Origin of the sequence: Marinobacter sp. DY40_1A1 (genome assembly GCF_016597815.1) — a bacterium.
Classification (GTDB): domain Bacteria; phylum Pseudomonadota; class Gammaproteobacteria; order Pseudomonadales; family Oleiphilaceae; genus Marinobacter; species Marinobacter xiaoshiensis.
The window spans coordinates 202,487-223,566 of sequence record NZ_VCHA01000002.1 but is presented as its reverse complement, the minus strand read 5'-3'; the positions used below and the strand labels follow the sequence as shown (position 1 = coordinate 223,566).

Annotated in this window: 17 protein-coding genes and 1 pseudogene; 8 read left to right on the top strand and 10 right to left on the bottom strand. The window is 54.1% G+C overall.

Going from position 1 to position 21,080, the window contains the following annotated elements; all coding sequences use genetic code 11:
* The first annotated feature begins 51 nt into the window (after positions 1-51).
* A complete protein-coding gene (locus FFI61_RS06925) occupies positions 52-1,119 on the top strand; it encodes a beta-N-acetylglucosaminidase domain-containing protein (protein ID WP_200369743.1) in 1,068 nt (355 codons plus the stop codon).
* 153 nt (positions 1,120-1,272) lie between these two features.
* Entirely contained in the window at positions 1,273-2,079 is an 807-nt protein-coding gene (locus FFI61_RS06920) for a hypothetical protein (RefSeq protein ID WP_200369742.1), read from the top strand.
* A 100-nt stretch (positions 2,080-2,179) separates the two neighbouring features.
* On the opposite strand, the pseudogene FFI61_RS06915 reads toward FFI61_RS06920, so the two are convergent.
* Positions 2,180-2,440, bottom strand: a pseudogene (locus FFI61_RS06915) (GFA family protein); the annotation flags it as partial.
* Between the two features lie 144 nt (positions 2,441-2,584).
* On the opposite strand from FFI61_RS06915, the gene FFI61_RS06910 reads away from it, so the two are divergent.
* Complete coding sequence (locus tag FFI61_RS06910) at positions 2,585-2,755, top strand: CopG family antitoxin (RefSeq protein ID WP_200369740.1); 171 nt, start codon at positions 2,585-2,587, stop codon at positions 2,753-2,755.
* Between the two features lie 98 nt (positions 2,756-2,853).
* Here FFI61_RS06910 and FFI61_RS06905 read toward each other — a convergent pair whose 3' ends face one another.
* The 5 genes from FFI61_RS06905 to FFI61_RS06885 form a co-directional block, all read right to left on the bottom strand.
* The gene (locus FFI61_RS06905; protein WP_200369739.1) at positions 2,854-3,414 is read right to left on the bottom strand and encodes a hypothetical protein; all 561 of its coding nucleotides are present in this window, start codon (positions 3,412-3,414) and stop codon (positions 2,854-2,856) included.
* Between the two features lie 109 nt (positions 3,415-3,523).
* On the bottom strand, positions 3,524-3,829 hold the full coding sequence (locus tag FFI61_RS06900; protein WP_200369738.1) for a hypothetical protein: 306 nt from the start codon (positions 3,827-3,829) through the stop codon (positions 3,524-3,526).
* Positions 3,830-3,923: 94 nt separating this feature from the next.
* Positions 3,924-4,421, bottom strand: coding sequence for a hypothetical protein (locus FFI61_RS06895; RefSeq protein WP_200369737.1), 498 nt, complete (start codon positions 4,419-4,421; stop codon positions 3,924-3,926).
* 276 nt (positions 4,422-4,697) lie between these two features.
* A complete protein-coding gene (locus FFI61_RS06890; RefSeq protein WP_200202176.1) occupies positions 4,698-5,408 on the bottom strand; it encodes an SIMPL domain-containing protein in 711 nt (236 codons plus the stop codon).
* On the bottom strand, positions 5,405-6,424 hold the full coding sequence (locus tag FFI61_RS06885; protein WP_200369736.1) for a ChaN family lipoprotein: 1,020 nt from the start codon (positions 6,422-6,424) through the stop codon (positions 5,405-5,407). Before FFI61_RS06885 ends, FFI61_RS06890 begins: the two co-directional genes overlap by 4 nt.
* Before the next feature lie 62 nt (positions 6,425-6,486).
* Here FFI61_RS06885 and dauA point away from each other — a divergent pair, with 62 nt between their 5' ends.
* The 5 genes from dauA (at position 6,487) to senA (ending at position 15,390) form a co-directional block, all read left to right on the top strand.
* On the top strand, positions 6,487-8,250 hold the full coding sequence (gene dauA / locus FFI61_RS06880; RefSeq protein WP_200369735.1) for a C4-dicarboxylic acid transporter DauA: 1,764 nt from the start codon (positions 6,487-6,489) through the stop codon (positions 8,248-8,250).
* Between the two features lie 11 nt (positions 8,251-8,261).
* Positions 8,262-10,208, top strand: a complete 1,947-nt coding sequence (locus FFI61_RS06875; protein ID WP_200369935.1) for a CASTOR/POLLUX-related putative ion channel — start codon at positions 8,262-8,264, stop codon at positions 10,206-10,208.
* A gap of 181 nt (positions 10,209-10,389) precedes the next feature.
* Positions 10,390-11,979 (top strand): isocitrate lyase, encoded by a 1,590-nt coding sequence (locus tag FFI61_RS06870; RefSeq protein WP_200202173.1) that lies wholly within the window; start codon positions 10,390-10,392, stop codon positions 11,977-11,979.
* A gap of 146 nt (positions 11,980-12,125) precedes the next feature.
* On the top strand, positions 12,126-13,991 hold the full coding sequence (locus tag FFI61_RS06865; protein ID WP_200369734.1) for an SLC13 family permease: 1,866 nt from the start codon (positions 12,126-12,128) through the stop codon (positions 13,989-13,991).
* Positions 13,992-14,040: 49 nt separating this feature from the next.
* Positions 14,041-15,390 (top strand): selenoneine synthase SenA, encoded by a 1,350-nt coding sequence (gene senA / locus FFI61_RS06860; protein WP_200369733.1) that lies wholly within the window; start codon positions 14,041-14,043, stop codon positions 15,388-15,390.
* Positions 15,391-15,398: 8 nt separating this feature from the next.
* Here the strand turns inward: senA and FFI61_RS06855 are convergent, their stop codons facing one another.
* From FFI61_RS06855 to purH, 4 genes are all read right to left on the bottom strand, one after another.
* Positions 15,399-16,982, bottom strand: coding sequence for a cation:proton antiporter family protein (locus tag FFI61_RS06855; protein ID WP_200369732.1), 1,584 nt, complete (start codon positions 16,980-16,982; stop codon positions 15,399-15,401).
* 98 nt (positions 16,983-17,080) lie between these two features.
* Positions 17,081-18,028, bottom strand: a complete 948-nt coding sequence (locus FFI61_RS06850) for an alpha/beta fold hydrolase (protein WP_200369731.1) — start codon at positions 18,026-18,028, stop codon at positions 17,081-17,083.
* Positions 18,029-18,136: 108 nt separating this feature from the next.
* Positions 18,137-19,429, bottom strand: coding sequence for a phosphoribosylamine--glycine ligase (purD, locus tag FFI61_RS06845; RefSeq protein WP_200369730.1), 1,293 nt, complete (start codon positions 19,427-19,429; stop codon positions 18,137-18,139).
* A 48-nt stretch (positions 19,430-19,477) separates the two neighbouring features.
* The gene (gene purH, locus FFI61_RS06840; RefSeq protein ID WP_200369729.1) at positions 19,478-21,058 is read right to left on the bottom strand and encodes a bifunctional phosphoribosylaminoimidazolecarboxamide formyltransferase/IMP cyclohydrolase; all 1,581 of its coding nucleotides are present in this window, start codon (positions 21,056-21,058) and stop codon (positions 19,478-19,480) included.
* Positions 21,059-21,080 lie beyond the last annotated feature (22 nt).

Here is a 21,080-nt window from a genome sequence, read left to right as displayed (position 1 = left end):
TTGCGGTAGGTATACCATGTGTTAACACACCGAGCTGATAGGGAGAGCGCCATGGGTACAACACTTGGCATTATCGAAGGCTTTTACGGGCCAGTATGGAACTGGCAAGAGCGACAGCAGCTGGTTCGCGCGCTTGCGCCCCATGGATACTGCTTTTATCTTTATGCACCCAAGGCCGACGCCTTTCTGCGCCGGCGCTGGCAAGAGCCTCACCCGCCGGAAATAGTTTCAGAATTAGCGGAGTTTGGTCGGTTTTGCCGTAAACAAGGCCTGCGGTTTGGTATTGGCCTGAGCCCCTTCGAAATCTTCAATAACTTTGATGATGACGCCCGCAGCGCACTGGCCGTGAAGCTCGAACAGCTTGACCGTATCGGGATTGATGAACTGGCCATACTGTTTGACGACATGCACTCCGACACCCCGGGGCTTGCCGAAACTCAAGTAGAGATCATGCACTGGATTCGGGAGCGCACTCAGGCTCGTATCCTCTCAATATGCCCCAGCTACTATTCAGATGATCCGGTGCTGGATCGGGTGTTCGGTGAACGCCCGCCCGGCTATCTGGAAACCCTTGGCCGCCTGCTGCATCATGACATCCAGGTTTTCTGGACAGGAGAGGAAGTTTGTTCCAGAGAAATCTCCCCTGGGCATCTCAAACGTGTGAATGAACAGCTCGGACGCAAACCCGTGCTCTGGGACAACTACCCGGTAAACGACGGCGACCGCATGTCGCAGCACCTTCACCTGCGAGGGTTTACAGGTCGCCCGGCGGCTAATGGTGCCTATATTTCCGGCCATGGCATCAACCCGGCGCTTCAGCCCACGTTAACCAGAATTCCTGCCATAACTCTGGCAGATTCTTATCGTCAGGGTTCTGAATACCAGTACGGACATGCGTTTTTCAGCGCTGCCAAAGAAGTGCTGGGCAGGGAATTGGCAGAGCAGCTTCACAGTGATTTGCTGGTGCTTCAGGATGCAGGGCTGGGGCGAATCAGCGAGGAAAAGCGGCAAAGCCTGCTGCGCACATACGATGCCTACGATCACCCGGCAGCCACTGAAATTCTGCGGTGGCTAGTGGGTGAGTACAAGGTGACGGATGAGATGGTTCAGACACAGTGAGTCGCGTTTCATGAGCTCGATACTAACCCCCACGCAGACTCTTTGTTTTGCTGGCCACTTCCGCATTGCCTAAGATTCAGGTGGTACCATTGGGCCCTGCTTTATCAAAAAACGCAAAGGAGTGCTCTGAGTTAATCAGTGCTTGCGGTCGTTATGAAGTACCTTGTTGTGCTGTTGTTACTGGTCACCATGCCATTGGCCAGAGCAGAAGTCTCACCGGATGACGTAAAAAAGCTCGTAGAAGCCAGTCGACTTGACCTGAAAGTATTATCTTTCCGCCTGAGCGTTTCTGAGGCCAACAACCGGACTGCCCGGGGAGTACCCACCGAAAAGCTTGCACGGATTTTCCGCGACTTCGCCGGTAAGCTCGATATTCAGGCGATTTTTAGTTATTCGGTGCAGGAATTCACCAAATCTCTGGAACAAAAGCATGTGGCGGGCCTAATGGAATGCTTCACCAGTGATTCCATGAAAAAATACCATTTCGCTCAATACCAGCGACTGACCAGGCAGGGCGCACAGGTCTTTCGCGATAAACTGGTGCCCCTCGAGCTGGGCATTACCGAGCCAGACCCCGATCGAATGGAAAAAGTGAAGCCTCTGCAGAGCCAATATCGCAATCCGGAAATCTGGCTGAAGACCACAAAGCAGATGTTCTGGCTGATGAATCTGGACATGAAGGAAAAGTACCCGATGTTAGGGCGAACCCGGGAAATGATGGACTCATACTATAATGAGGCCGAGTTCGAAAAGATGTCCGGTGAAACGACAAAATATAGCCAATTAGTCAGTTACGTTATGCTGGAGCAACTGAGTGATGAAGAACTGGCTGAACTCAAGGAGTGCCATTCAACACCGGAAATGAGGATGTTCGATGAGAGCACAATCCGGGGGCTCTACCAATACCTTCTGGACGCAGAGGCATCCTGGGTTACTTTGGCCGCGAGGGGTGAACGTTAGCGCTGAGCTTGGCGGCGCCACGTCAGTGGCGTCCGGTGGAGGCCGCAGGCCGGAACGAACTTGATTGACTGGTTAAATGTCGTCACGCCATTCTCTGTGCTTGCGCCGGCCTCTCTGCCACCAACTGAGACCCACAGCATTTGCAAAAATGACGCAACTTCCCTGGCGAGGACTCGAACGTTGAAATGGAACTTGCACCCTTCAGCCAGCGGAAATTCTCGCGCTTTACGCCAGCCGTAGAGGCAAATGGAGCAGCGTGGGCTTTAAGACAAGTTTGGCAGTGGCAATGCACAATGGGCATATCCACAGAGTCTATTTCGTAACTTATCTCACCGCACAAACAGCTTCCCTTCAGCCCCATGAGGGGATCTCCTTCTGTACATTTATTAACGCTTGCAGCATGCGCGCCCATAGAATGGAGCCGAAGGCGCTATGTAATGGGCGTTGCCGTGCATGCATTGGTTAGCACTTGTTGACGGCAACTCCCGCAAAAACGCGGAGAAGCATGGCGTCAGCCAGTCCGAAGCTGAAGCCTTCAACCAAGACTATCTCACTCCGTTTGCCCGAAACGTTGCTTAATCGGATCAAAATCGAAGCCAACAAGCGAGACATGCCCTATCAGTCACTGATTAAGGCTTGGCTTGCGGACGAGGTGAACGACAACCGTCGGGGATGAGGTGCTAACGCTGAAGGTAATCGGCGCCGGAGCGCAGCGGAGGGAACCAAAAGCGGTGCGCTTTTGGTGTCCGGTTGTCCGACTGGTTATACGGTATTTCACACCACCTCAACTGTGAGCGGTCGATTGAGCTTGATAGCCAAACGCTCCAGCATCTTTTTTTTGCTCTCAGTGTTGCTGTGAGTACAAATGAAAAAATTGCCAACGCGAGTTTGCCCGTATTTTGGGTGTTTAGACGTAGACACTAGCTCGATTCCGTTCACAGTGAACTGCAGAGCACGAACATTTTCCACACCAAAATATTCGATCGTGTCAGCCATTGTCTGAGCTGCAGTATTACTCTGAATGACACAGCCATTAGCTAAAGTCACTCTGAGAGCTGTACGAGCTCCTTTTGAGTGCGGCTTTAACGAGTATCCAGGCTCGATCTTCACTCTTTCTCGAGTTTTTACGTCAATTCCTGAGCTCCACTCACTATGAAGCTTTTCAAGTTTGGAGCGAAACTCTTCAAGCTTTTTCCCAGAGCTACTGATGGCCGCAGCATCGTCATACTGACTTTTGCCAAATGCAATCGCGCCTTCACGATTTAACTGGACTTCAACGGCCTCAATTTCATCGAGTATTAAGGCAAAAGCAGCTGAAACACCATCAGATTTCATTATCTACTCCAAATTTTCATACCGTATAACGCTTTTGTTCAGCGCCCTGACAAGGGCGTCCGGTGGAGGCTATAGGCCGGAGCGAACTACAACAACGTGTTAAAACTTGCTAGCTCCCAGACAAGTATTGAAATGCTGTAATCGCCAAGGCAACCAACGCAATAATGTTTGCCCAGACTGCATGACGCTTTGCCTCTCTTGCGTCCTTCTCCGACTCCTCTGCCCTTTTCTCCATTGAAGCAGCACGTTCATTCGCCTCCTTCAACAGCTTGGTCTGCTCATCAAGCAGAGACTCAAGTTTGATAGATGATTGCTTGGCCCTCTTATCAAGCTTTGCCTCGTCTAAGGCCTGCTGCTTCATAAGCTCAATAACTTGATATGCGGATGTCGCTTTCTGTGAAATATCGTCTTTCATAGGCAACTCGGCAATTTAACCGCTGAGCGCACCGGTGGCCTTTACAGAGCGAAGCGGCGTAAAGGCCATCCGAGTGACGCGACTGGTTAGGGTCTCACTCCAGTCCAAGATCCTTCAGCGTGAGCTCGTTGACATTTTGCCGCCGTCTAAATGTGTCGATCAGAACCCACGAGTTGGTTTCGGAGTCATAATACTCCCAAAACTCCCACCCGTTTGTGCTTGAGGCAGAACCTTTCGCACCAGCTAGCTTCTTTGCATGAATCCCGGCAGAGGACGGGTTATCAAAGACTTCACCGTCAAACTCAATACCTTTTGAAGTGACTTTAGCATCAAATTTAAATGCTTTATTGCCACCTCTCGGCTTGTACGTTGCACGAAGGTTTCCGAAAGGAATCGTGGCACCGCGGAATGACGCTAACCCTTTTTCACTGGGTGGTGCTTCTGGCCTTGCCTCCTCTTGATCAGGTCTCAAGGCCTGCTCAATCAATCTCTTAATTACGCTACTCGGGGTATCGACAAATGGTTTTGCCAAACGCTGCAGCGCTTCGAATACATCTTTATCCAACTCAATACTTACGGTCTTAGCTGACATAACAACCTCTCACTCCAGAGAAACTATAGTTACTATAGTTTACTCTAAGCAAAAGGCAAGAGTTTTTTTACCCTAACAGTGGTTAGGTGGAAGTAACTTTTACGGCACAAACGTGACTTCCACAATTCATTCAGCCCCTTTCTGGCCGCTGCAAAAAATAACATCTAATAACAATGCCTTATGCGTGTCCAGGCTTTCCCGCTATGTAATCGCGTGACCTCTTCATCATTGCAATAGCACCGAGCCATGCGTTCCTCTGGCTGGTTCGCGAGCCGGCTACCGCAAATAATACTCAACAGTTGAAACCACCCGCACGGTCTTTACCGGGTGCTGTTGTTCAGAAACTCCCGGTGCCTGGTCCCTGGCCAGTATCTGGAATACGCCCTGGTTGGCCCTGCGAAGATCGCCCAGCTCGGTTTTCGCATCTTCGGCAAACTGGCTGGCGGCTTCGCGGGCGGATGCTGTGGCTTCGGCAATCATGGCGGGCTTGATGTCATTCAGGCCGTTAAACAGATAGGTTGGGCCACTTGGGCCGTAGTCTGAAGACAGCACCACGCCGGAATCCACCAGTTCGCTCACGCCCTGTGCGGCCTGGCGAATCTTTTGAATGTCATTGCTGCGCACCATCAGAGTCTGGCTGACGATGAATTTCTGTTCGTTATTGTTGTCCTGGTATGGGTTGGCGCGGGTGTCGGTTACATCAAGGCGCTGCAACTCCACTGAGTTGTCACCGATGGCCTGCAGTTTCAGAAATGCCATGATGGCGTTGCGGCTATTTCGGGCTTTTTCCTGGGCCTCGCTGAGGCTGGCCCCGGTGGCCACAAATCGAATCGGCCACAAGGCCAGGTCGGCATTCACTTCCCGTTCCGCCACACCTTTCACGGTGACATAGCGATCACCGGTGCGCAGGTCTGTGAGGCCGCTGCTGATCAGCGAGGCTGAAATAATGGCGCTAACACCCAGGATCAGGGCAGCAATGACTTTCATAAAGTGTCTCCCTCACAAGTTTCTATATTAGGGCGCCGGAACCTTGCGGACATCGCCTTGTGTTCGCGATCTTCATCAAGGAATTCCTGCGGCAACGGCTGGATGAAGTAGAGGTAGTCGCCTTTTAACCGGTTTTTCTGCAGAGGCATCTTGCCGGCATCCGCTGGCCATACTACCGGTGAAATCACCGCGACTGAAACATCTGGCGCCCGCTGGCTGAGAAGTGCAACGGTTCCCAGATGTTCTTCACTGTGGAAGGTGCCGGTGGTGTGAATTATCTGTGCGTTCGGGTGTGCTTTGCGGGCCTCCAGTATACGGTTGGCCATGGTGTTGTCGCGCAACAACTGGGCTTGATAGGTGTTGTGCATTCGCTCGCTCATGGCGTCGTTTGCTGCGCTGTGGCTGCTGTTAATAGCCGCATTGAATTTTTCCCGGTAGGCGGGGGTGTCCAAAAATGCATCGCTGGGTAACTGTGCGCGTTCGTTGGCTGGCAGCTTGTTCAGGTAGTCCGGTCCTGTACGGCCGACGCAACGCACAATAGCGGCGGGGGCGTTAGCCGCCACTACGGGCAGGCCATGCTGCCGGGCAAACTCCACCAGTGGGCGGTAGGAAGCACGGTAATTATCCCAGGCTCCGCTGTCTTCAATGAACTCGGTTTCGCCGGTTTTGCCACTGAGGTAGGCATCAACGGCAGCTTGGCTGTCCAGGTTGAACTGTTCCATGGACAACACCTGCAGAGGATGCTGGCGATAAAGCGCTGCCTGAATCCGGGATTGCAGCAGATGGGCAGCCTGGTGGCCGTGGTACTCGCCAATAACGACTATATCCGTATGGGCAAGCCTTTGAGCGAGCGCATCCACGCTCAGCTGCGTGCCACTGTTGGCGTCTACCAGCTGAGCCTCGTAAAGGGTTTCTGGTCTCGCGCCTGTGTTGCTTTCACTGGAATGGAATGCGGTGGCACACCCAGCCAGGGTGCCTGTTAGTAGAGCCAGTGCAGTGATGAACAAACTTTTCATGGAAAAATTATATATGATGTAAGGCCTCGCTACTTGTATGTATTCCCAGACACGAGGCCAGTATGCCCCATCGCGCCCATCTTTTTTCTCTCCGGCTTGCCCATGCCTTCCGGGAAGCCTGCATTGACCAGCCGTACAACAGCCGCCGGTTCCTGCGGGATCTTATGGCTGGCGTTACCGTGGGCATTATTGCAATTCCACTGGCCATGGCGTTGGCGATCGCCAGTGGCGTTGCGCCTCAGTACGGTCTTTATACAGCGTTCATTGCCGGTTTTATAATTGCCCTTACCGGTGGTAGCCGGTTCAGCGTTTCGGGCCCCACGGCGGCGTTTGTGGTTATTCTTTATCCTATCGCTCAAACCTATGGTCTCGGAGGGCTTTTGCTCGCCACGCTGATGTCGGGTGTGCTGTTGGTCATTATGGCACTCATGCGGCTGGGACGTTTCATCGAATACATTCCTGAGTCGGTCACCCTTGGTTTTACCAGCGGCATTGCCGTGGTGATTGCAACTCTGCAGGTGAATGACTTTTTTGGTTTGTCTGTTGAGAGCATGCCGGAGCACTATTGGGACAAGCTGGCGGTGCTGGCGCAGAGCTTTCCTGCGCTGGATAGCATGAGCGCTTTGGTGGCCTTGGTTACGCTTGCGATTATGCTGATCTGGCCACGGCTCAGAACCCCGGTTCCGCCGCACCTGCCAGCTGTGATTGTGGGTAGTCTGATTGCCATATGGTTAAACGCCAATGGTGCCTCAGTGGATACGATTGGGTCGCGCTTCAGCTATTTGTTGCCTGGTGGTGGCACGGGTGCAGGCATCCCGCCGTTTTTGCCGGAATTTGCCTGGCCTTGGCAGCAGGCGGATGCCAGTGGTAACGCCCTTGGGCTTTCCTGGAGCATGGTGCGGGAACTCTTACCGGCTGCTTTTGCCATTGCCATGCTTGGCGCGATCGAATCCCTGCTCTGTGCCGTGGTGCTTGATGGCATGACGGGGAAGCGCCATAGCGCCAACAGCGAACTGATGGGGCAGGGGCTGGGTAATATTATTGTGCCGTTTTTCGGAGGCATTACTGCAACAGCCGCCATTGCGCGCTCTGCAGCTAATTACCGCGCTGGCGCCGAATCCCCGGTCGCCGCAATGATCCATGCCATGGTGGTACTACTAGCCCTGGTATCGCTGGCGGGCATTCTGGCCTATTTACCCATGCCTGCCATGGCAGCCCTGTTGATTATGGTGGCCTGGAATATGAGCGAAGCGCCCAAGGCGGTGCGCCTGCTGAAAACAGCGCCACGCAGCGATGTGTGGGTCTTCCTCACCTGTTTTTCCCTCACTGTGGCACTGGACATGGTTATTGCCATTACCACCGGCGTTCTGCTGGCAGCGGTGCTATTCATGCGTGAAATGGCAGAGATGACCAAGGTTACAGACATCACTACCGGTAAGCGGGTCAGTGATGAAAACCTGCCTGCAGGATGGCGGGTGTTTAAAATCAATGGCCCGCTGTTTTTCGCAGCGGCGGACCGTATTTTTGGCGAGCTTGCGGAGCTGTCCCGCAACGTAGAGGGAATCATTCTGTATATGGATGGGGTTACCGTTCTGGATGCTGGTGGCCTGTCTGCCCTCAACAAACTGATTGCAACCTGCCAGAAAGACGGTACTCGTATTGTAATTGCCGACCTGCAATCCCAGCCCCAGCGAGCGCTCGCGCGGAGTGGCCTTGGGCCGGTGGAGGGCGTGTTGCAGTTTGCGCCCACATTACGAGAGGCCCTTGCGCTGCCTTTGTCATCCATGGCTAAGCAGGCCCCAACGCTCACCGGAGCCCAGAGATGAAAAAAAACGCCATGTTGCCGTTTCGCGTTGTCGACAGAGTGAAGTTTATTGTTGAACGGCAGCTCGTAAAAGGGGCGGGCTTTCAGCTTTTGGTGGTGGGTGTTTTTATCGGTTTGATTTCGTTGATTGGCGGCCTTCTGGTTGTCCCTCAAGGCGGTGACTTCGACGATCCGGGGTCCGCTGTCTGGTGGGCATTTCTGCGCCTGACGGACCCTGGTTATCTGGGTGACGATGTGGGCACCTGGCAGCGGTTTGTTTCAACGCTCCTGACCATCAGCGGTTATGTGGTGTTCATGGGCACTCTGGTGGCCATTCTTACCCGCTGGCTGATTGCCAAAATGGCAGAGCTTGAGCGTGGGCTTACGCCAGTTACCCTGAAAAAGCACGTGGTCGTGCTGGGCTGGACCAGCCAAACGCTACCTTTGCTGTCCGAGCTGCTGGGCTCATCCGGGCGTATGCGCCGATTCCTGGAAAAACATGACACCCAGAAGCTTAATCTGGTGGTGCTATCGGAAGAGGCTTCTGCGGAACAGGTCCATGAACTGCGTAATGAACCCGGCATCGGGCGCCGCGCCCGGCAGATAATCCTGCGTTCCGGCTCCGCCATTCAGCCGGATGCCTTGCACCGGGTCGCCTGCCTTGATGCAGCAGCGGTGATTGTGCCCAGTGCCGTGTATGCAGCGGGAAGCTTGATAACCTCGGATGTGGAAACCGTTAAAGCCTTGTTGTCGATTGCCGCCCAGGCCAGACAGTACCAGGCACCCCTGCCATTTGTAGTGGCCGAGATTCAGGATATCCGCAAGCTTCCAGTGGTTGAGAGGGCTTATCCCGGGCCTATTGAGGTGGTCGCAGGCAATGCGACTATAAGCCGTCTTATGGTGCAAAATGTGCTGCATCCCGGCCTGTCTGAAATTTATAACGAACTGCTCACAGCGGGTGAAGGTAACGAGATTTATGTTCGCGGTGGGGAAACAGTGGCGGGTCTGTCTCTTGGTGAGTTGGCCGCTGAGCGCCCGAACGTAATCATTCTTGGGTTGCTTCGTAGCAGTGAGCAGGGGTGGGATATCCGTTTGGCTGCTCCTTCTGATACTTGCATAGAAGCTGAGGACAGGGTCGTTATGATGGCCCGGGATTATTCCGAAACAGATGCGGATCCAAAAGCCGAGGCATTACCCCGTATAACCCGTGGAGAAGCGAAACGCTCTGTGCGCGGCGAAGGGCTGGAGGGGCATCGTATTCTGTTGCTTGGTTGGAATCGCAGGGTGCCCAGCCTGATGGCCGAGTTCGCCAGTTATGGCCCCGGGCAACCCCTGCTGGATCTTGTTTCTGTTGTGCCAGTGTCTGAACGTGAGCAAGCGCTCAGCCGTTATGAAAAACACAAGCTTCTTGATACGTACAGCCATATCGAAGCCGACTATATGGTTGAGGATGAATTGCGCCGGATCAACCCTGCGAGCTACGACACGATTATACTTCTCAGTAGTGATCGATTGGCCTCTGGGGAAGAGGCCGATGCACGGACCATGGTGGGCTATCTCCAGCTTGAAGACATACTGGCAGAGTCGCCCGGGCGCCCGCAGCTGATTATGGAGCTTAGCGATCCGGACAATCGCCAACTGCTGTACGGTCACCAGAGTGAGGTGCTCATCAGCCCGATGATACTTAGCCACATTCTGGCGCAGGTGGCTTTGCGCCGGGAACTCAGAGCGGTACTGGACGAGCTGTTTACAGTAGGCGGCGGTGAAATCAGGTTCAGCAATCCTGATGACTATCCGCTGCCAGCGAGTGCCGACTTCCATGTGCTGGAAAAGGTGCTGGCAGCTGAGGGTGAAGTGGCGCTTGGAGTTTTTCGTGCTACCGCAGATGCCCGCGGCAGGCATCTGCTCCTGAATCCTCCGCGCAGGCAATATCTTGAGTTGCAGCCTGGGGATCGGCTGGTTGTGCTGTGCCAGTCCTGAAACCTTGTTCGATAAAGCAGTTATGCTGAGCATTCATAAGATAAATGCTGAAAATACATCATATAAATTTCAATTATAAGTTCTGGGCCATTAAAGTACTGCCAACGCTGACAACCAGCTCGGTGTTTTGCCCGGGCTCAAATCATTAACCCCCTTCATCAACACACAAAGGATCGAGACCATGCCATACGCACAAGACGTCGATACTATTGCTTCCATCGTGAAGCAAAACCCTACCTGGCACGCGATTAACCCTAAGCACGCTGCTCGCATGCGCGCCCAGAACAAATTCAAGACTGGTCTGGACATCGCCAAGTACACTGCGAAGATCATGCGTGAAGATATGGCTGCTTACGACGCCGACTCTTCCAAGTACACCCAGTCTCTGGGTTGCTGGCATGGCTTTATCGGCCAGCAGAAGATGATTGCTATCAAGAAGCACTTCGGTAACACCAAGCGTCGCTACCTGTACCTGTCTGGCTGGATGGTTGCTGCTCTGCGTTCTGAGTTTGGCCCACTGCCTGACCAGTCCATGCACGAGAAGACTGCTGTTCCTGGTCTGATTGAAGAGCTGTACACCTTCCTGCGTCAGGCTGATGCATGGGAACTGAACCACTTGTTCCGTGATCTGGAAGCTGCTGAAAAAGCTGGCGACAGCGCCAAGGCTGCTGAGCTGGTCAAGCAGATCGACAACCACGAAACTCACGTTGTACCGATCATTGCTGACATCGACGCTGGTTTCGGTAACGACGAAGCAACTTACCTGCTGGCCAAGAAGATGATCGAAGCGGGTGCTTGCTGCATCCAGATCGAAAACCAGGTTTCTGACGAGAAGCAGTGTGGACACCAGGACGGTAAAGTAACCGTTCCTCACGCCGACTTCCTGTCCAAGATCAACGCTGTTCGCCTGGCGTTCCTTGAGCTGGGTGTGGATGACGGTGTTATCGTTGCTCGTACCGACTCTCTGGGTGCTGGCCTGACCAAGCAAATCGCTGTAACCAACGAGCCGGGTGACCTGGGTGACCAGTACAACAGCTTCATCGATGGCGAGTACATCGAAGATGCTTCCCAGATCGAGAACGGCGACGTTGTAATCAAGTCTAACGGCAAGCTGCTGAAGCCCAAGCGTCTGGCTTCTGGCCTGTTCCAGTTCAAAGAAGGTTCTGGTGAAGATCGTGTTGTTCTGGACTGCATCACTAGCCTGCAGAACGGTGCAGACATGCTGTGGATCGAGACTGAGAAGCCTCACGTTGGTCAGATCGCTGCCATGGTAAACCGCATCAAGGAAGTTGTTCCCGATGCCAAGCTGGTTTACAACAACAGCCCATCTTTCAACTGGACTCTGAACTTCCGTCAGCAGGTGTTCGACGCCATGCAGGAAGAAGGCAAGGATGTATCTGCTTACGACCGCGCCAAGCTGATGAGCGCAGAATACGACAACACTGAGCTGGGCAAGCTGGCTGACGAGTGGACTGCTAACTTCCAGCGCGACGCTGCGCGTGAAGCGGGTGTATTCCACCACTTGATCACTCTGCCGACTTACCACACTGCGGCTCTGTCTACCGACAACCTGGCCAAAGGCTACTTCGGTGCTGAAGGCATGCTGGCCTACGTTAAAGGCGTACAGCGTGAAGAGATCCGTCAGGGCATCGCTACTGTTAAGCACCAGGATATGGCTGGATCTAACATCGGTGATGACCACAAGGAATTCTTCGCAGGTGATGCTGCGCTGAAAGCCGGTGGTGCCGACAACACTATGAACCAGTTCTAAGAGAACAGTTTGTAGCAGGGTTATAGCACCCTCACTCCCGGGCTTGTTCCGGGAGTACAAAACCCCGCAACTGGAAACAGTTAGCGGGGTTTTTGTTTTGGGCTTTGTTATATTCTGTTGATCATCCATTAACAGGAGTTCGCCCCTTGAGTATCGAGCAAGGCATTGTGTTTGCGGTACTCGGAATCACCCTCGCCATGTTTGTGTGGAACCGCATCCGTTTTGATGTGGTGGCTATGCTTGCCCTGCTTGCGGTTGCCATATCCGGACTGGTTCCCACCGAAGAGTTGTTTGCGGGGTTTGGTCATCCCGCCGTGATTACGGTGGCTGCTGTTCTTGTGATCAGCCAGGGGCTGGTGAATGGCGGTGTGGTGGACAACATTGCGCGTCTACTGGGAAAAATTGGCCACCGGCCTACACTTCAGGTACTCACGCTGACCAGCGTAGTGGCGCTTTGCTCCGGCTTTATTAACAACGTAGGCGCGCTGGCGTTATTGATGCCGGTAGCCATCTGGATGTCCCGGGAAGCAGGGCGTTCGCCTTCACTGCTGTTGATGCCTCTGGCCTTCGGGTCATTATTAGGCGGCACCATGACCCTTATTGGTACACCGCCCAATATCATCATTGCTTCGTATCGTGAGAGCGGAACCTTCGGGTTGTTTGATTTTGCACCTGTCGGTGTAGCAATTACGCTGGCCGGGATCGTCTTTATTACCCTGATTGGCTGGCGTCTTACCCCGCGCAGGGAGGAGGCTTCTGCGAATGCCAAGCTGTTCAGCGTTGGCGAATATCTGACAGAGCTTCGTCTGCCGAAAGACTCAAACCATGCGGGCTCAACGTTGCACAGCCTTTTGGCAGCAGCAGAAGATGAAGCAGACATTGTTGTTCTCGCCCTGATTCGCGATGAGAAGTTACAGGCAGTTCCGTCTACCTATAAAATCCTGCGTGAAGGGGATGTGCTGCTTGTAGAAGCCGACACCTCCAGTTTGCAGGTGTTTCTCGACAAAACGAAGCTTGAACTGGCGAATCAGGCTGTTGAAGATGAAGGCGCAGACGACGCTGAAAAAAGCAAAGATAAAGTCATTGGCGATGCCAGCGAGGGTAATGGCAAGAACGTTGAAAAAGACGATGAAAAGGCAGCAGCCCGGATAGACAAAGGCGAGCTGTATCTGGTGGAAGCCGTTATCGCCCCGGAGTCTTCTCTGGTGGGGCAAACCGCTAACCGGCTGAGATTGCGGGAGCGTAACCAGCTCAACATTGTTGCCGTAGCGCGGCTGGGGCAACGGCTCAAGCGGCGCATTGGTGACATCAGGTTCAATGCGGGTGACATATTGCTGGTGCAGGGCTTTGAGGATTCGCTGAGTGGCACCCTGGCAGAGCTAGGTTGCCTGCCACTGGCTGAGCGAGGGTTAAAGCTTGGCTCTCCCCGCAACACTGCGATGGCTTCCGGCATCTTTCTCGTCAGTATTGCAGTTATCGTGGCCGGCCTGCTATCTGCCCCCGTTGCTCTGGTTGCGGGGGCCGTGGCAATGGTTCTGGTGAAGTTGATGTCTGCTTCTGAAGCCTACAAGGCGATTGACTGGTCTGTGATCGTTCTGCTCGCGGCCATGATACCGGTCGGCCAGGCGATGGAATCCACCGGCGGAGCTGCTTTGATAGCGTCACAAATGCTGGTGCTGGGTGAAAATCTGTCGATTGCTTCGGTGCTGGCCATGATACTGGTGGGCACAACACTGTTATCCAACGTAGTAAATAATGCCGCCGCCGCTATTGTGGTTGCGCCGATTTCCCTGAGCCTGGCCAGCGAATTACAGATGCCATCTGATGCCGTGTTGATGGCGGTTGCGGTTGGTGCCTCGTGTGCGTTCATGACACCAATAGGGCACCAGTCCAACGCGCTGGTAATGGAGCCGGGGGGCTACGAATTTGGCGACTACTGGCGCCTGGGATTGCCCCTGACAATCATAGTAACCATTGTTGCCGTACCAATGATTATGCTGGTCTGGACCTGATCCTGTGAAAACGAAACAAGCTTGAGGAACCATGATGGAGGCAAAGCCAATGCACAAAGCTGAATTGCTGGCAGAGCTTGAGAACACGCGAAAGCGAACGCGGGAGCTCATTACATCGCTGGGCGAACAACAGCTTGATGTGCCATATCACCCAGGTGTGAATCCACCACTGTGGGAAATGGGCCATGCCGCTTTTTTCTATGAAGTGTTTGTGTTCAATCTTCTGGACGGCGACGCCAGTTTTGACCCTTCCATGGACGATCTGTGGGACTCGTTTCATATTGATCATCCGGATCGGTGGCGCCGGGACATGTTTCCCGGCCTTGAAAAGACCCTGGCCTACTTCGACCATGTGTACAAAAAAATGGCCCAGCGCATTGAACAAGCACAACTGAGCGATCAGGAGGTCTACCTGTTTCGCTACGCCATCTATCACCAGAATATGCACATAGAGTCGTTGGTATGGTGCCGCCAGACTGTTGGGTACGCGTTACCACCCGGGGCAACCTTTGAGCGCCCGGCGCCGGGTGAGATGTCTGCCAACCCAAAGCAATCGGATGCCTTGCTTCCAGCCGGCGATTGGCTGATAGGCATGCCGGGAGATTCCGGGCACTACGCAACGGAGGATTTTGCGTTCGATGCCGAAAAGCCTCGCCATGTTGTGAGCCTGAATGAGTTTGCGATATCCAGGTGCCTGGTGAGCAATCATGAGTTTATGGGGTTTGTTGAAGACGGCGGTTACCAAAGGCCCGAGCTCTGGTCCTTTGGTGGTCAGAAATGGCTGCGAACGGAAGTTGATATGGCGCTGGCTCAGGGCTTGCCAGAACCAATGCTGCAAACGCCAAAGCATCCGGTTTATTGGCGCCTCTTCGAAGGCCGGTGGCGAGAGCGTCTGTTCGATAAATGGCAACCTCTGAACCCCGATGCGCCAGTTTCCCATGTGACTTATTGGGAGGCCGAAGCCTATTGCCATTGGGCGGGGCGGCGGTTGCCTACAGAGCAGGAGTGGGAAGTGGCGGCGCTTGGCAATCGCAACGGTGAGGAATTTCGTAAATTCCCCTGGGGTAATGAACTGCCGGATTCCAGGCGCGCTGATATGAACGCGAGCGGCATGGCCCAGAACCCGGTGGCGGATTATCCTGATGGCGCCAGTCCTTTCGGCTGCCGGCAGATGATCGGCACCCTATGGGAGTGGACCAGTAGTCAATTTCTCCCCTACGACGGCTTTCGCATCGACATGTACCCATTCATGTCCACGCTTCAGTTCGGGGATCACAAGGTCAGCCGTGGAGGCAGTTGTGCCACGTCATCCAGTCTCATTCGTGGTACCTACCGTCAGGCGTACCTGCCGCAGAGAAACGATGTATACACGGGCTTCCGGACCTGTGCCTTGAGCTGAAGCAGGCCTCAGCTCGCCTTGTCTGAAACCGGCGCGGGCATGGTGCCCGGGGAGCGTTCAAGAAGATGACTGGCCAGAGCCACACCTGTCTCACTCATGGTGAGATAGGCCTCGTCAGCGCCGGCTTCGCAAATGCTCCTGGCTTCGTCTTCGAACATGGAATGGGCAACAATGTAGCCAGTAAAACCATATTTCCGTAATTTTTTTGCAGCGATCAGCTTTGCTTCTATATCGCTCATGGCAAGAATGACAGCGTCCAGCGAAGGCATGTGTAGTGCTTCCCAAAAGGTTTTATCTTCAGCGTCGGCATAAACTACGTTCCGCCCCTCTTTCTGGTGCCGCATCACTTTTGCAAGGTCAGAATCCAGCCCCATCAACCTTGCCTCTGAGATTTTCAGCCAGTCATAAGCCGCTGTGCCTGTACGCCCCATGCCCATCACAAGAACCCGGGTGTCACCTAAAGAGATGGGCAATTCATCAGGGTGACGTTGTTTGCTCTCGAAGGGTACAAGTCGATTACTCAGCCGGTCATACAGTGGGTGAGCAAGCCGGTTCAGTGGTGCAGAGATAAGGAAAGAGAGGGCAACTGTAATGGCCAAAGGCACCAGCCACTCCGGCAGCGCAATACTGGCAACGATCAGCCCGAACTCACTGTAGTTGGTGAGTGCCAGTGCGGTAAGAAAGCCACTGCGGGCGCGCAGGCGGAACAGCAACATCAGGAAAAAGAACAGCATGCCCTTTATGGGCAGCACCAGAGCGGCCACCACGGCAAAAATAATGGCATTGGTATCGGGCAGGCCGCCTATGCCGATTTGCAGAAAGAAACCAACCAGGAAGATTTCCTTCACGCTCCAGAGAGACTTTGCCAGCTCCTGGCTACGAGGATGGTTGGCAAGAATAGCACCGAATACCAGAGCGCCCAGTTCTGAGCTAAGCCCGACGGACTGAAAGCCCAAACCGCCGATAACCAGAGCGAGCAGCAACCCCAGAAGAACCAACAGTTCATCGTGCCCACTGGCGTCCAGCAATTTGTACAGCAGCGGCCGCAGCAGCGGCAAGCCAAAGACAATCAGTGCCCATTCCGAAGGTGTCTGGCCTGCCGCCAGGCTCATAACCAGCAGCGCAATCAAATCCTGCATGATCAGAATGCCGATGGATACCCGGCCGTGAAAGGCCCTTAGTTCGCGCTTGTTTTCCAGTACCTTCGCGGCCAACACAGTCGATGAGAAAGACAGGGCAACAGCCAGCATAAATGCTACGTACCAGCTTACGTCCATCAGCAGATAGAGGCCGGGGGTAAACACGAAGCAGGTGATGGCAAAGTGCAGAAGACTGCCGCCTATGACTTCCGGGCTGATAACCGATTTGAGTTTAAGCTTGAGGCCCACGGTGAACAGCATGAGCAGAACGCCCAGGTGAGCTATATGCGCCAGTACCGCTGTGGGTTCTGCAGAAATGCCAATAGATGGACTGGAGGCAAGGCCACTGAGCACAAAGCCGGCTGCCAGATAGCCTACCAGTGGTGGCAGGCCGACAGACTTGATCAGAAGGCCAAGGCCGAATGCAAAAGAAATCCAGATAGCTTCAGGCATGGGAGGTTCTTTAAGGGAAAAATTAGCTTCCGTGTAAGGCTACCTTGTTTTCCCCAACCGTTGAAGACAATAACGGCACAACCTCTTGCCCAATTGACTTAGTCGGCTTTTGATATGAAGGGTTTGGCGAATTCAAGGAACAGACGTGCAGATTCTTCGGGTGCCTCAATCATTGGCGCGTGACCAATGCCTTCCAGTATCTCAAGCTGTGAGCCGGGAATCGCCTTCTGAAAGACAGCGCCATTGCGGTAGTCAAGTATGCGGTCTTCTTTACCCCACACTATGAGAACGGGGGATTCTATGCGTTCAATGGCATTGCGGAAATCCGGGGTAAAGCCAACTTCTTTTATGGCGGCAAAGATTACTTGGTTCACTTCTTGATTGGCGATGGCTTTTTCTTCCATAACACCCAGAATCGGCCAGGGAACAAAAGGCCTTTTTTCAAGGGCAAAATCCATCAGGCGATCGAAATCTCCAGGCTTGCCGGGTATAAGCGGGTTGTCGCCTGCGAGCACCATGCCCACCATTTCGTTTTCATAATCCAGGATGCCCGCGGGGTCGAACAGCACCGCTGATTTAATTTGTTCTGGGTGGGTGGCGGTGTAAAGGGCGGTAATGCCGCCGCCCATGGAGTTGCCCATCATATGCATCTCGTTGATGCCCAAGGCTTCAAGAATACCGGCTAGGTGGGCGACCTGCTCTTCAAAACGGTATCCCAAATCCAGCGGTTTACTGCTTTCGCCGTGGCCTGGAAGGTCTATGGCGTAGACATTGAAACTGTCGGTGAGCTCTCGGGCGATGCGTGTCCAATTGTCTTTGTTCGCGCCAAAACCGTGTACCAGAACAATGGTATCACCGTTGTTTGCTTCGGCGTTTCGCAGGTACGCGATCTCCAGATCACCCACAGTGATATTGTCTGCTTCAAGGCCGGCAGAGGCGCGCTCAAAGCCAATGGCTGTTTCATAGATGCCCTGGCGGGAGCAGGCGCTGAGCAACATCACAGATAAAAGCAGAGCAACGGCAGTAAAATGGGATTTTTTCAGCATGTGGGGCGAATCCAGGTTGTTTGTATTTTGTGCCGGCTGGGCGACTGCATGTACATTACTCTATAAAAAAGCCCGGACATTGGCCGGGCTTCAGTATGCAGTGCGTCGTTATGATCCTTCCCGCGCGATCGCACGATAGGCAATGTCCTTGCGATAAAATACGCCATTCCAGTGTATTTTTTTCGCGAGTGCGTAAGCCTTCTGTTGAGCTTCCGTAACGCTATGGCCCAGCGCGGTTGCGCAGAGTACCCGACCGCCATTGGTAAGCACTTGGCTACCATCCTGGCTCAGGCTGGTGCCAGCATGAAACGCCTTCTCACCTTCGGTGTCCGTTACCGGCAACCCGGAAATAACATCGCCTTTGTTGTAGTCGCCAGGATACCCGCCTGCGGCCAGTACAATGCCGACTGCGGCGCGCTCGTCCCAGTCTGAACTGCATTCATCCAGTTTTCCGTCGATAGCCGCCTGGCAGAGCGCAACAATGTCTGACTTCATGCGCAGCAGGATTGGCTGGGTTTCCGGATCGCCAAAACGGCAGTTGAATTCGATAACCTTCGGGGCTCCGTTGGCGTCTATCATCAGGCCAGCGTACAGGAAGCCCTTGTAAGGAAGGCCTTCAGCAGCCATGCCGCGCACAGTTGGGTAGATAACTTCATCCATAATGCGCTTGTGCACTTCAGGGGTTACCACAGGCGCCGGAGAATAGGCTCCCATGCCACCTGTATTCGGGCCGGTATCGCCGTCACCAACGCGCTTGTGATCTTGTGAGGTGGCCATAGGCAGAACATTCTCGCCATCCACCATTACAATAAAGCTGGCCTCTTCGCCCTCAAGGAACTCCTCAACCACAACACGGCTACCGGCTTCGCCAAACGCGTTGCCTGCCAGCATGTCTCGAATGGCATTTTCTGCCTCTTCAAGGGTCATTGCGACGATAACGCCTTTGCCGGCGGCCAGGCCGTCAGCTTTGACCACAATAGGTGCGCCCTGTTCACGAACGTATGCCAGAGCTTCATCTATATCGGTGAAGTTTCCGTAGCCGGCTGTCGGGATTTTCTGACGGGCAAGGAAGTCTTTGGTGAAGGCTTTCGAGCCTTCGAGCTGTGCTGCGTCGGCCGTGGGGCCAAAGACGCGCAGGCCGCGCTCTTCAAACAGATCCACAATACCGGCAACCAGCGGTGCTTCCGGGCCAACGATGGTCAAACCTACGTTGTTGTCGGATGCGAATGTGGCTAAGCCTCCAATATCCAGAGCATCTATGTTGACGTTCTCAACGCCCGGCTCGCGAGCAGTACCCGCATTACCAGGTGCTACAAACACTGTGCCCACGCCCGGAGACTGGGCTGCCTTCCAGGCCAGGGCGTGTTCGCGCCCGCCACTGCCGATTACCAGAATATTCATATCTTACTGCCCCGTAGGTTTAAAAAGAGCTGTTATAAAGTGGTGTCATCAGTGCCGGAAATGGCGCATGCCAGTGAAGACCATAGCGATGCCGTGTTCGTTGGCAGCGTCGATGACTTCCTGATCCCGCATGGAACCACCGGGTTGGATCACCGCAGTAATGCCAGCTTCGGCGGCCGCATCAATGCCATCCCGGAACGGGAAAAACGCATCGGAGGCCATAACCGAGCCCTTCACTTCCAGGTTCTCATCGGCAGCTTTGATGCCGGCAATGCGGGCACTGTACACGCGGCTCATCTGGCCTGCGCCCACACCGATGGTGCGGCCCGAACGGGCATAAACGATGGCATTGGACTTAACGTACTTAGCCACTTCCCAGGCAAACAGCAGGTCGTTCAGTTCGTGTTCGGTTGGCTGGCGGGTGGTTACGACTTTTACGTCGGCCATAGCCACCATGCCCAGGTCACGATCCTGTACCAGAAGGCCGCCTGTAACGCGCTTGTAGTCCATGGACTGGGCGCGTTCACCATTCAGATCACCACAGGCCAGTAGCCTCACGTTCTTTTTGGTAGCTACCAGTTCTACCGCTTCTGGTGCGACGCTTGGTGCAATGATGACCTCAACAAACTGACGATCAATAATTGTCTTGGCGGTTTCTGCATCCAGTTCCCGGTTAAAGGCAATAATGCCGCCGAACGCCGAGGTGGGGTCGGTAGCAAAGGCCAGATCATAGGCCTGAAGAATATCCGCACCGATCGCAACACCGCAGGGGTTGGCGTGCTTGACGATTACACAGGCCGGGTCTGCAAAAGGTTTGACGCATTCCAGAGCCGCGTCTGTATCTGCCACGTTGTTATAGGAGAGCTCTTTACCCTGAAGCTGCTTTGCCGTGGCAACACTGGCTTCCTTCGGGTTGCGCTCGGCATAGAAGGCCGCGCGCTGGTGCGGGTTTTCACCGTAACGCATGTCCTGCACTTTTACATACTGGGCATTAAACGTGCGGGGGAAATCAGCGTTGTCGTTATCGGCGGTGCGGCCACCCAGGTAGTTGGCGATAGCGCCGTCATAGCCTGCGGTGTGCTCGAAGGCTTTAACGGCCAGGTCAAAGCGCGTGGCATGGGTGAGCTGACCATCAGTGTCATCCAGCTCTTGCAGAATGCGGCTGTAATCAGATGCGTTGACCACAATGGCTACATCATTGTGGTTCTTGGCTGCGGCGCGAACCATTGTTGGGCCGCCGATGTCGATGTTTTCAATGGCGGTTGCAAGGTCGCAATCCGGATCAGCGACGGTAGATTCGAACGGATAGAGGTTAACCACAACCATATCAATCGGGTTTATACCGTGCTCACCCATGATGGCGTCGTCGGTGCCTCTGCGGCCTAAAATGCCACCGTGAATTTTCGGATGCAGGGTTTTTACCCGGCCGTCCATCATCTCCGGGAACCCGGTGTAGTCGGAGACTTCCGTAACGGGAACGCTGTTTTCTTTCAGGAGGCGGAACGTGCCTCCGGTGGAGAGCAATTCGATGCCGCGGTCGGTAAGGGCGCGGCCGAACTCGACGATGCCGGATTTATCACTAACGCTGATGAGTGCGCGACGGACGGGGGTATTAGCCTGGTTTGCCATGGGGTCACATTCTTCACTTGGG

Coding starts and splice junctions, on each gene's coding strand:
- FFI61_RS06905 (WP_200369739.1), bottom strand. CDS start 3,414: ATGAAATCTGATGGTGTTTCAGCTGCTTTTGCCTTAATACTCGATGAA.
- FFI61_RS06900 (WP_200369738.1), bottom strand. CDS start 3,829: ATGAAAGACGATATTTCACAGAAAGCGACATCCGCATATCAAGTTATT.
- dauA (WP_200369735.1), top strand. CDS start 6,487: ATGCCCCATCGCGCCCATCTTTTTTCTCTCCGGCTTGCCCATGCCTTC.
- FFI61_RS06895 (WP_200369737.1), bottom strand. CDS start 4,421: ATGTCAGCTAAGACCGTAAGTATTGAGTTGGATAAAGATGTATTCGAA.
- FFI61_RS06890 (WP_200202176.1), bottom strand. CDS start 5,408: ATGAAAGTCATTGCTGCCCTGATCCTGGGTGTTAGCGCCATTATTTCA.
- FFI61_RS06925 (WP_200369743.1), top strand. CDS start 52: ATGGGTACAACACTTGGCATTATCGAAGGCTTTTACGGGCCAGTATGG.
- FFI61_RS06910 (WP_200369740.1), top strand. CDS start 2,585: ATGGCGTCAGCCAGTCCGAAGCTGAAGCCTTCAACCAAGACTATCTCA.
- purH (WP_200369729.1), bottom strand. CDS start 21,058: ATGGCAAACCAGGCTAATACCCCCGTCCGTCGCGCACTCATCAGCGTT.
- purD (WP_200369730.1), bottom strand. CDS start 19,429: ATGAATATTCTGGTAATCGGCAGTGGCGGGCGCGAACACGCCCTGGCC.
- senA (WP_200369733.1), top strand. CDS start 14,041: ATGCACAAAGCTGAATTGCTGGCAGAGCTTGAGAACACGCGAAAGCGA.
- FFI61_RS06875 (WP_200369935.1), top strand. CDS start 8,262: ATGTTGCCGTTTCGCGTTGTCGACAGAGTGAAGTTTATTGTTGAACGG.
- FFI61_RS06870 (WP_200202173.1), top strand. CDS start 10,390: ATGCCATACGCACAAGACGTCGATACTATTGCTTCCATCGTGAAGCAA.
- FFI61_RS06850 (WP_200369731.1), bottom strand. CDS start 18,028: ATGCTGAAAAAATCCCATTTTACTGCCGTTGCTCTGCTTTTATCTGTG.
- FFI61_RS06855 (WP_200369732.1), bottom strand. CDS start 16,982: ATGCCTGAAGCTATCTGGATTTCTTTTGCATTCGGCCTTGGCCTTCTG.
- FFI61_RS06920 (WP_200369742.1), top strand. CDS start 1,273: ATGAAGTACCTTGTTGTGCTGTTGTTACTGGTCACCATGCCATTGGCC.
- FFI61_RS06885 (WP_200369736.1), bottom strand. CDS start 6,424: ATGAAAAGTTTGTTCATCACTGCACTGGCTCTACTAACAGGCACCCTG.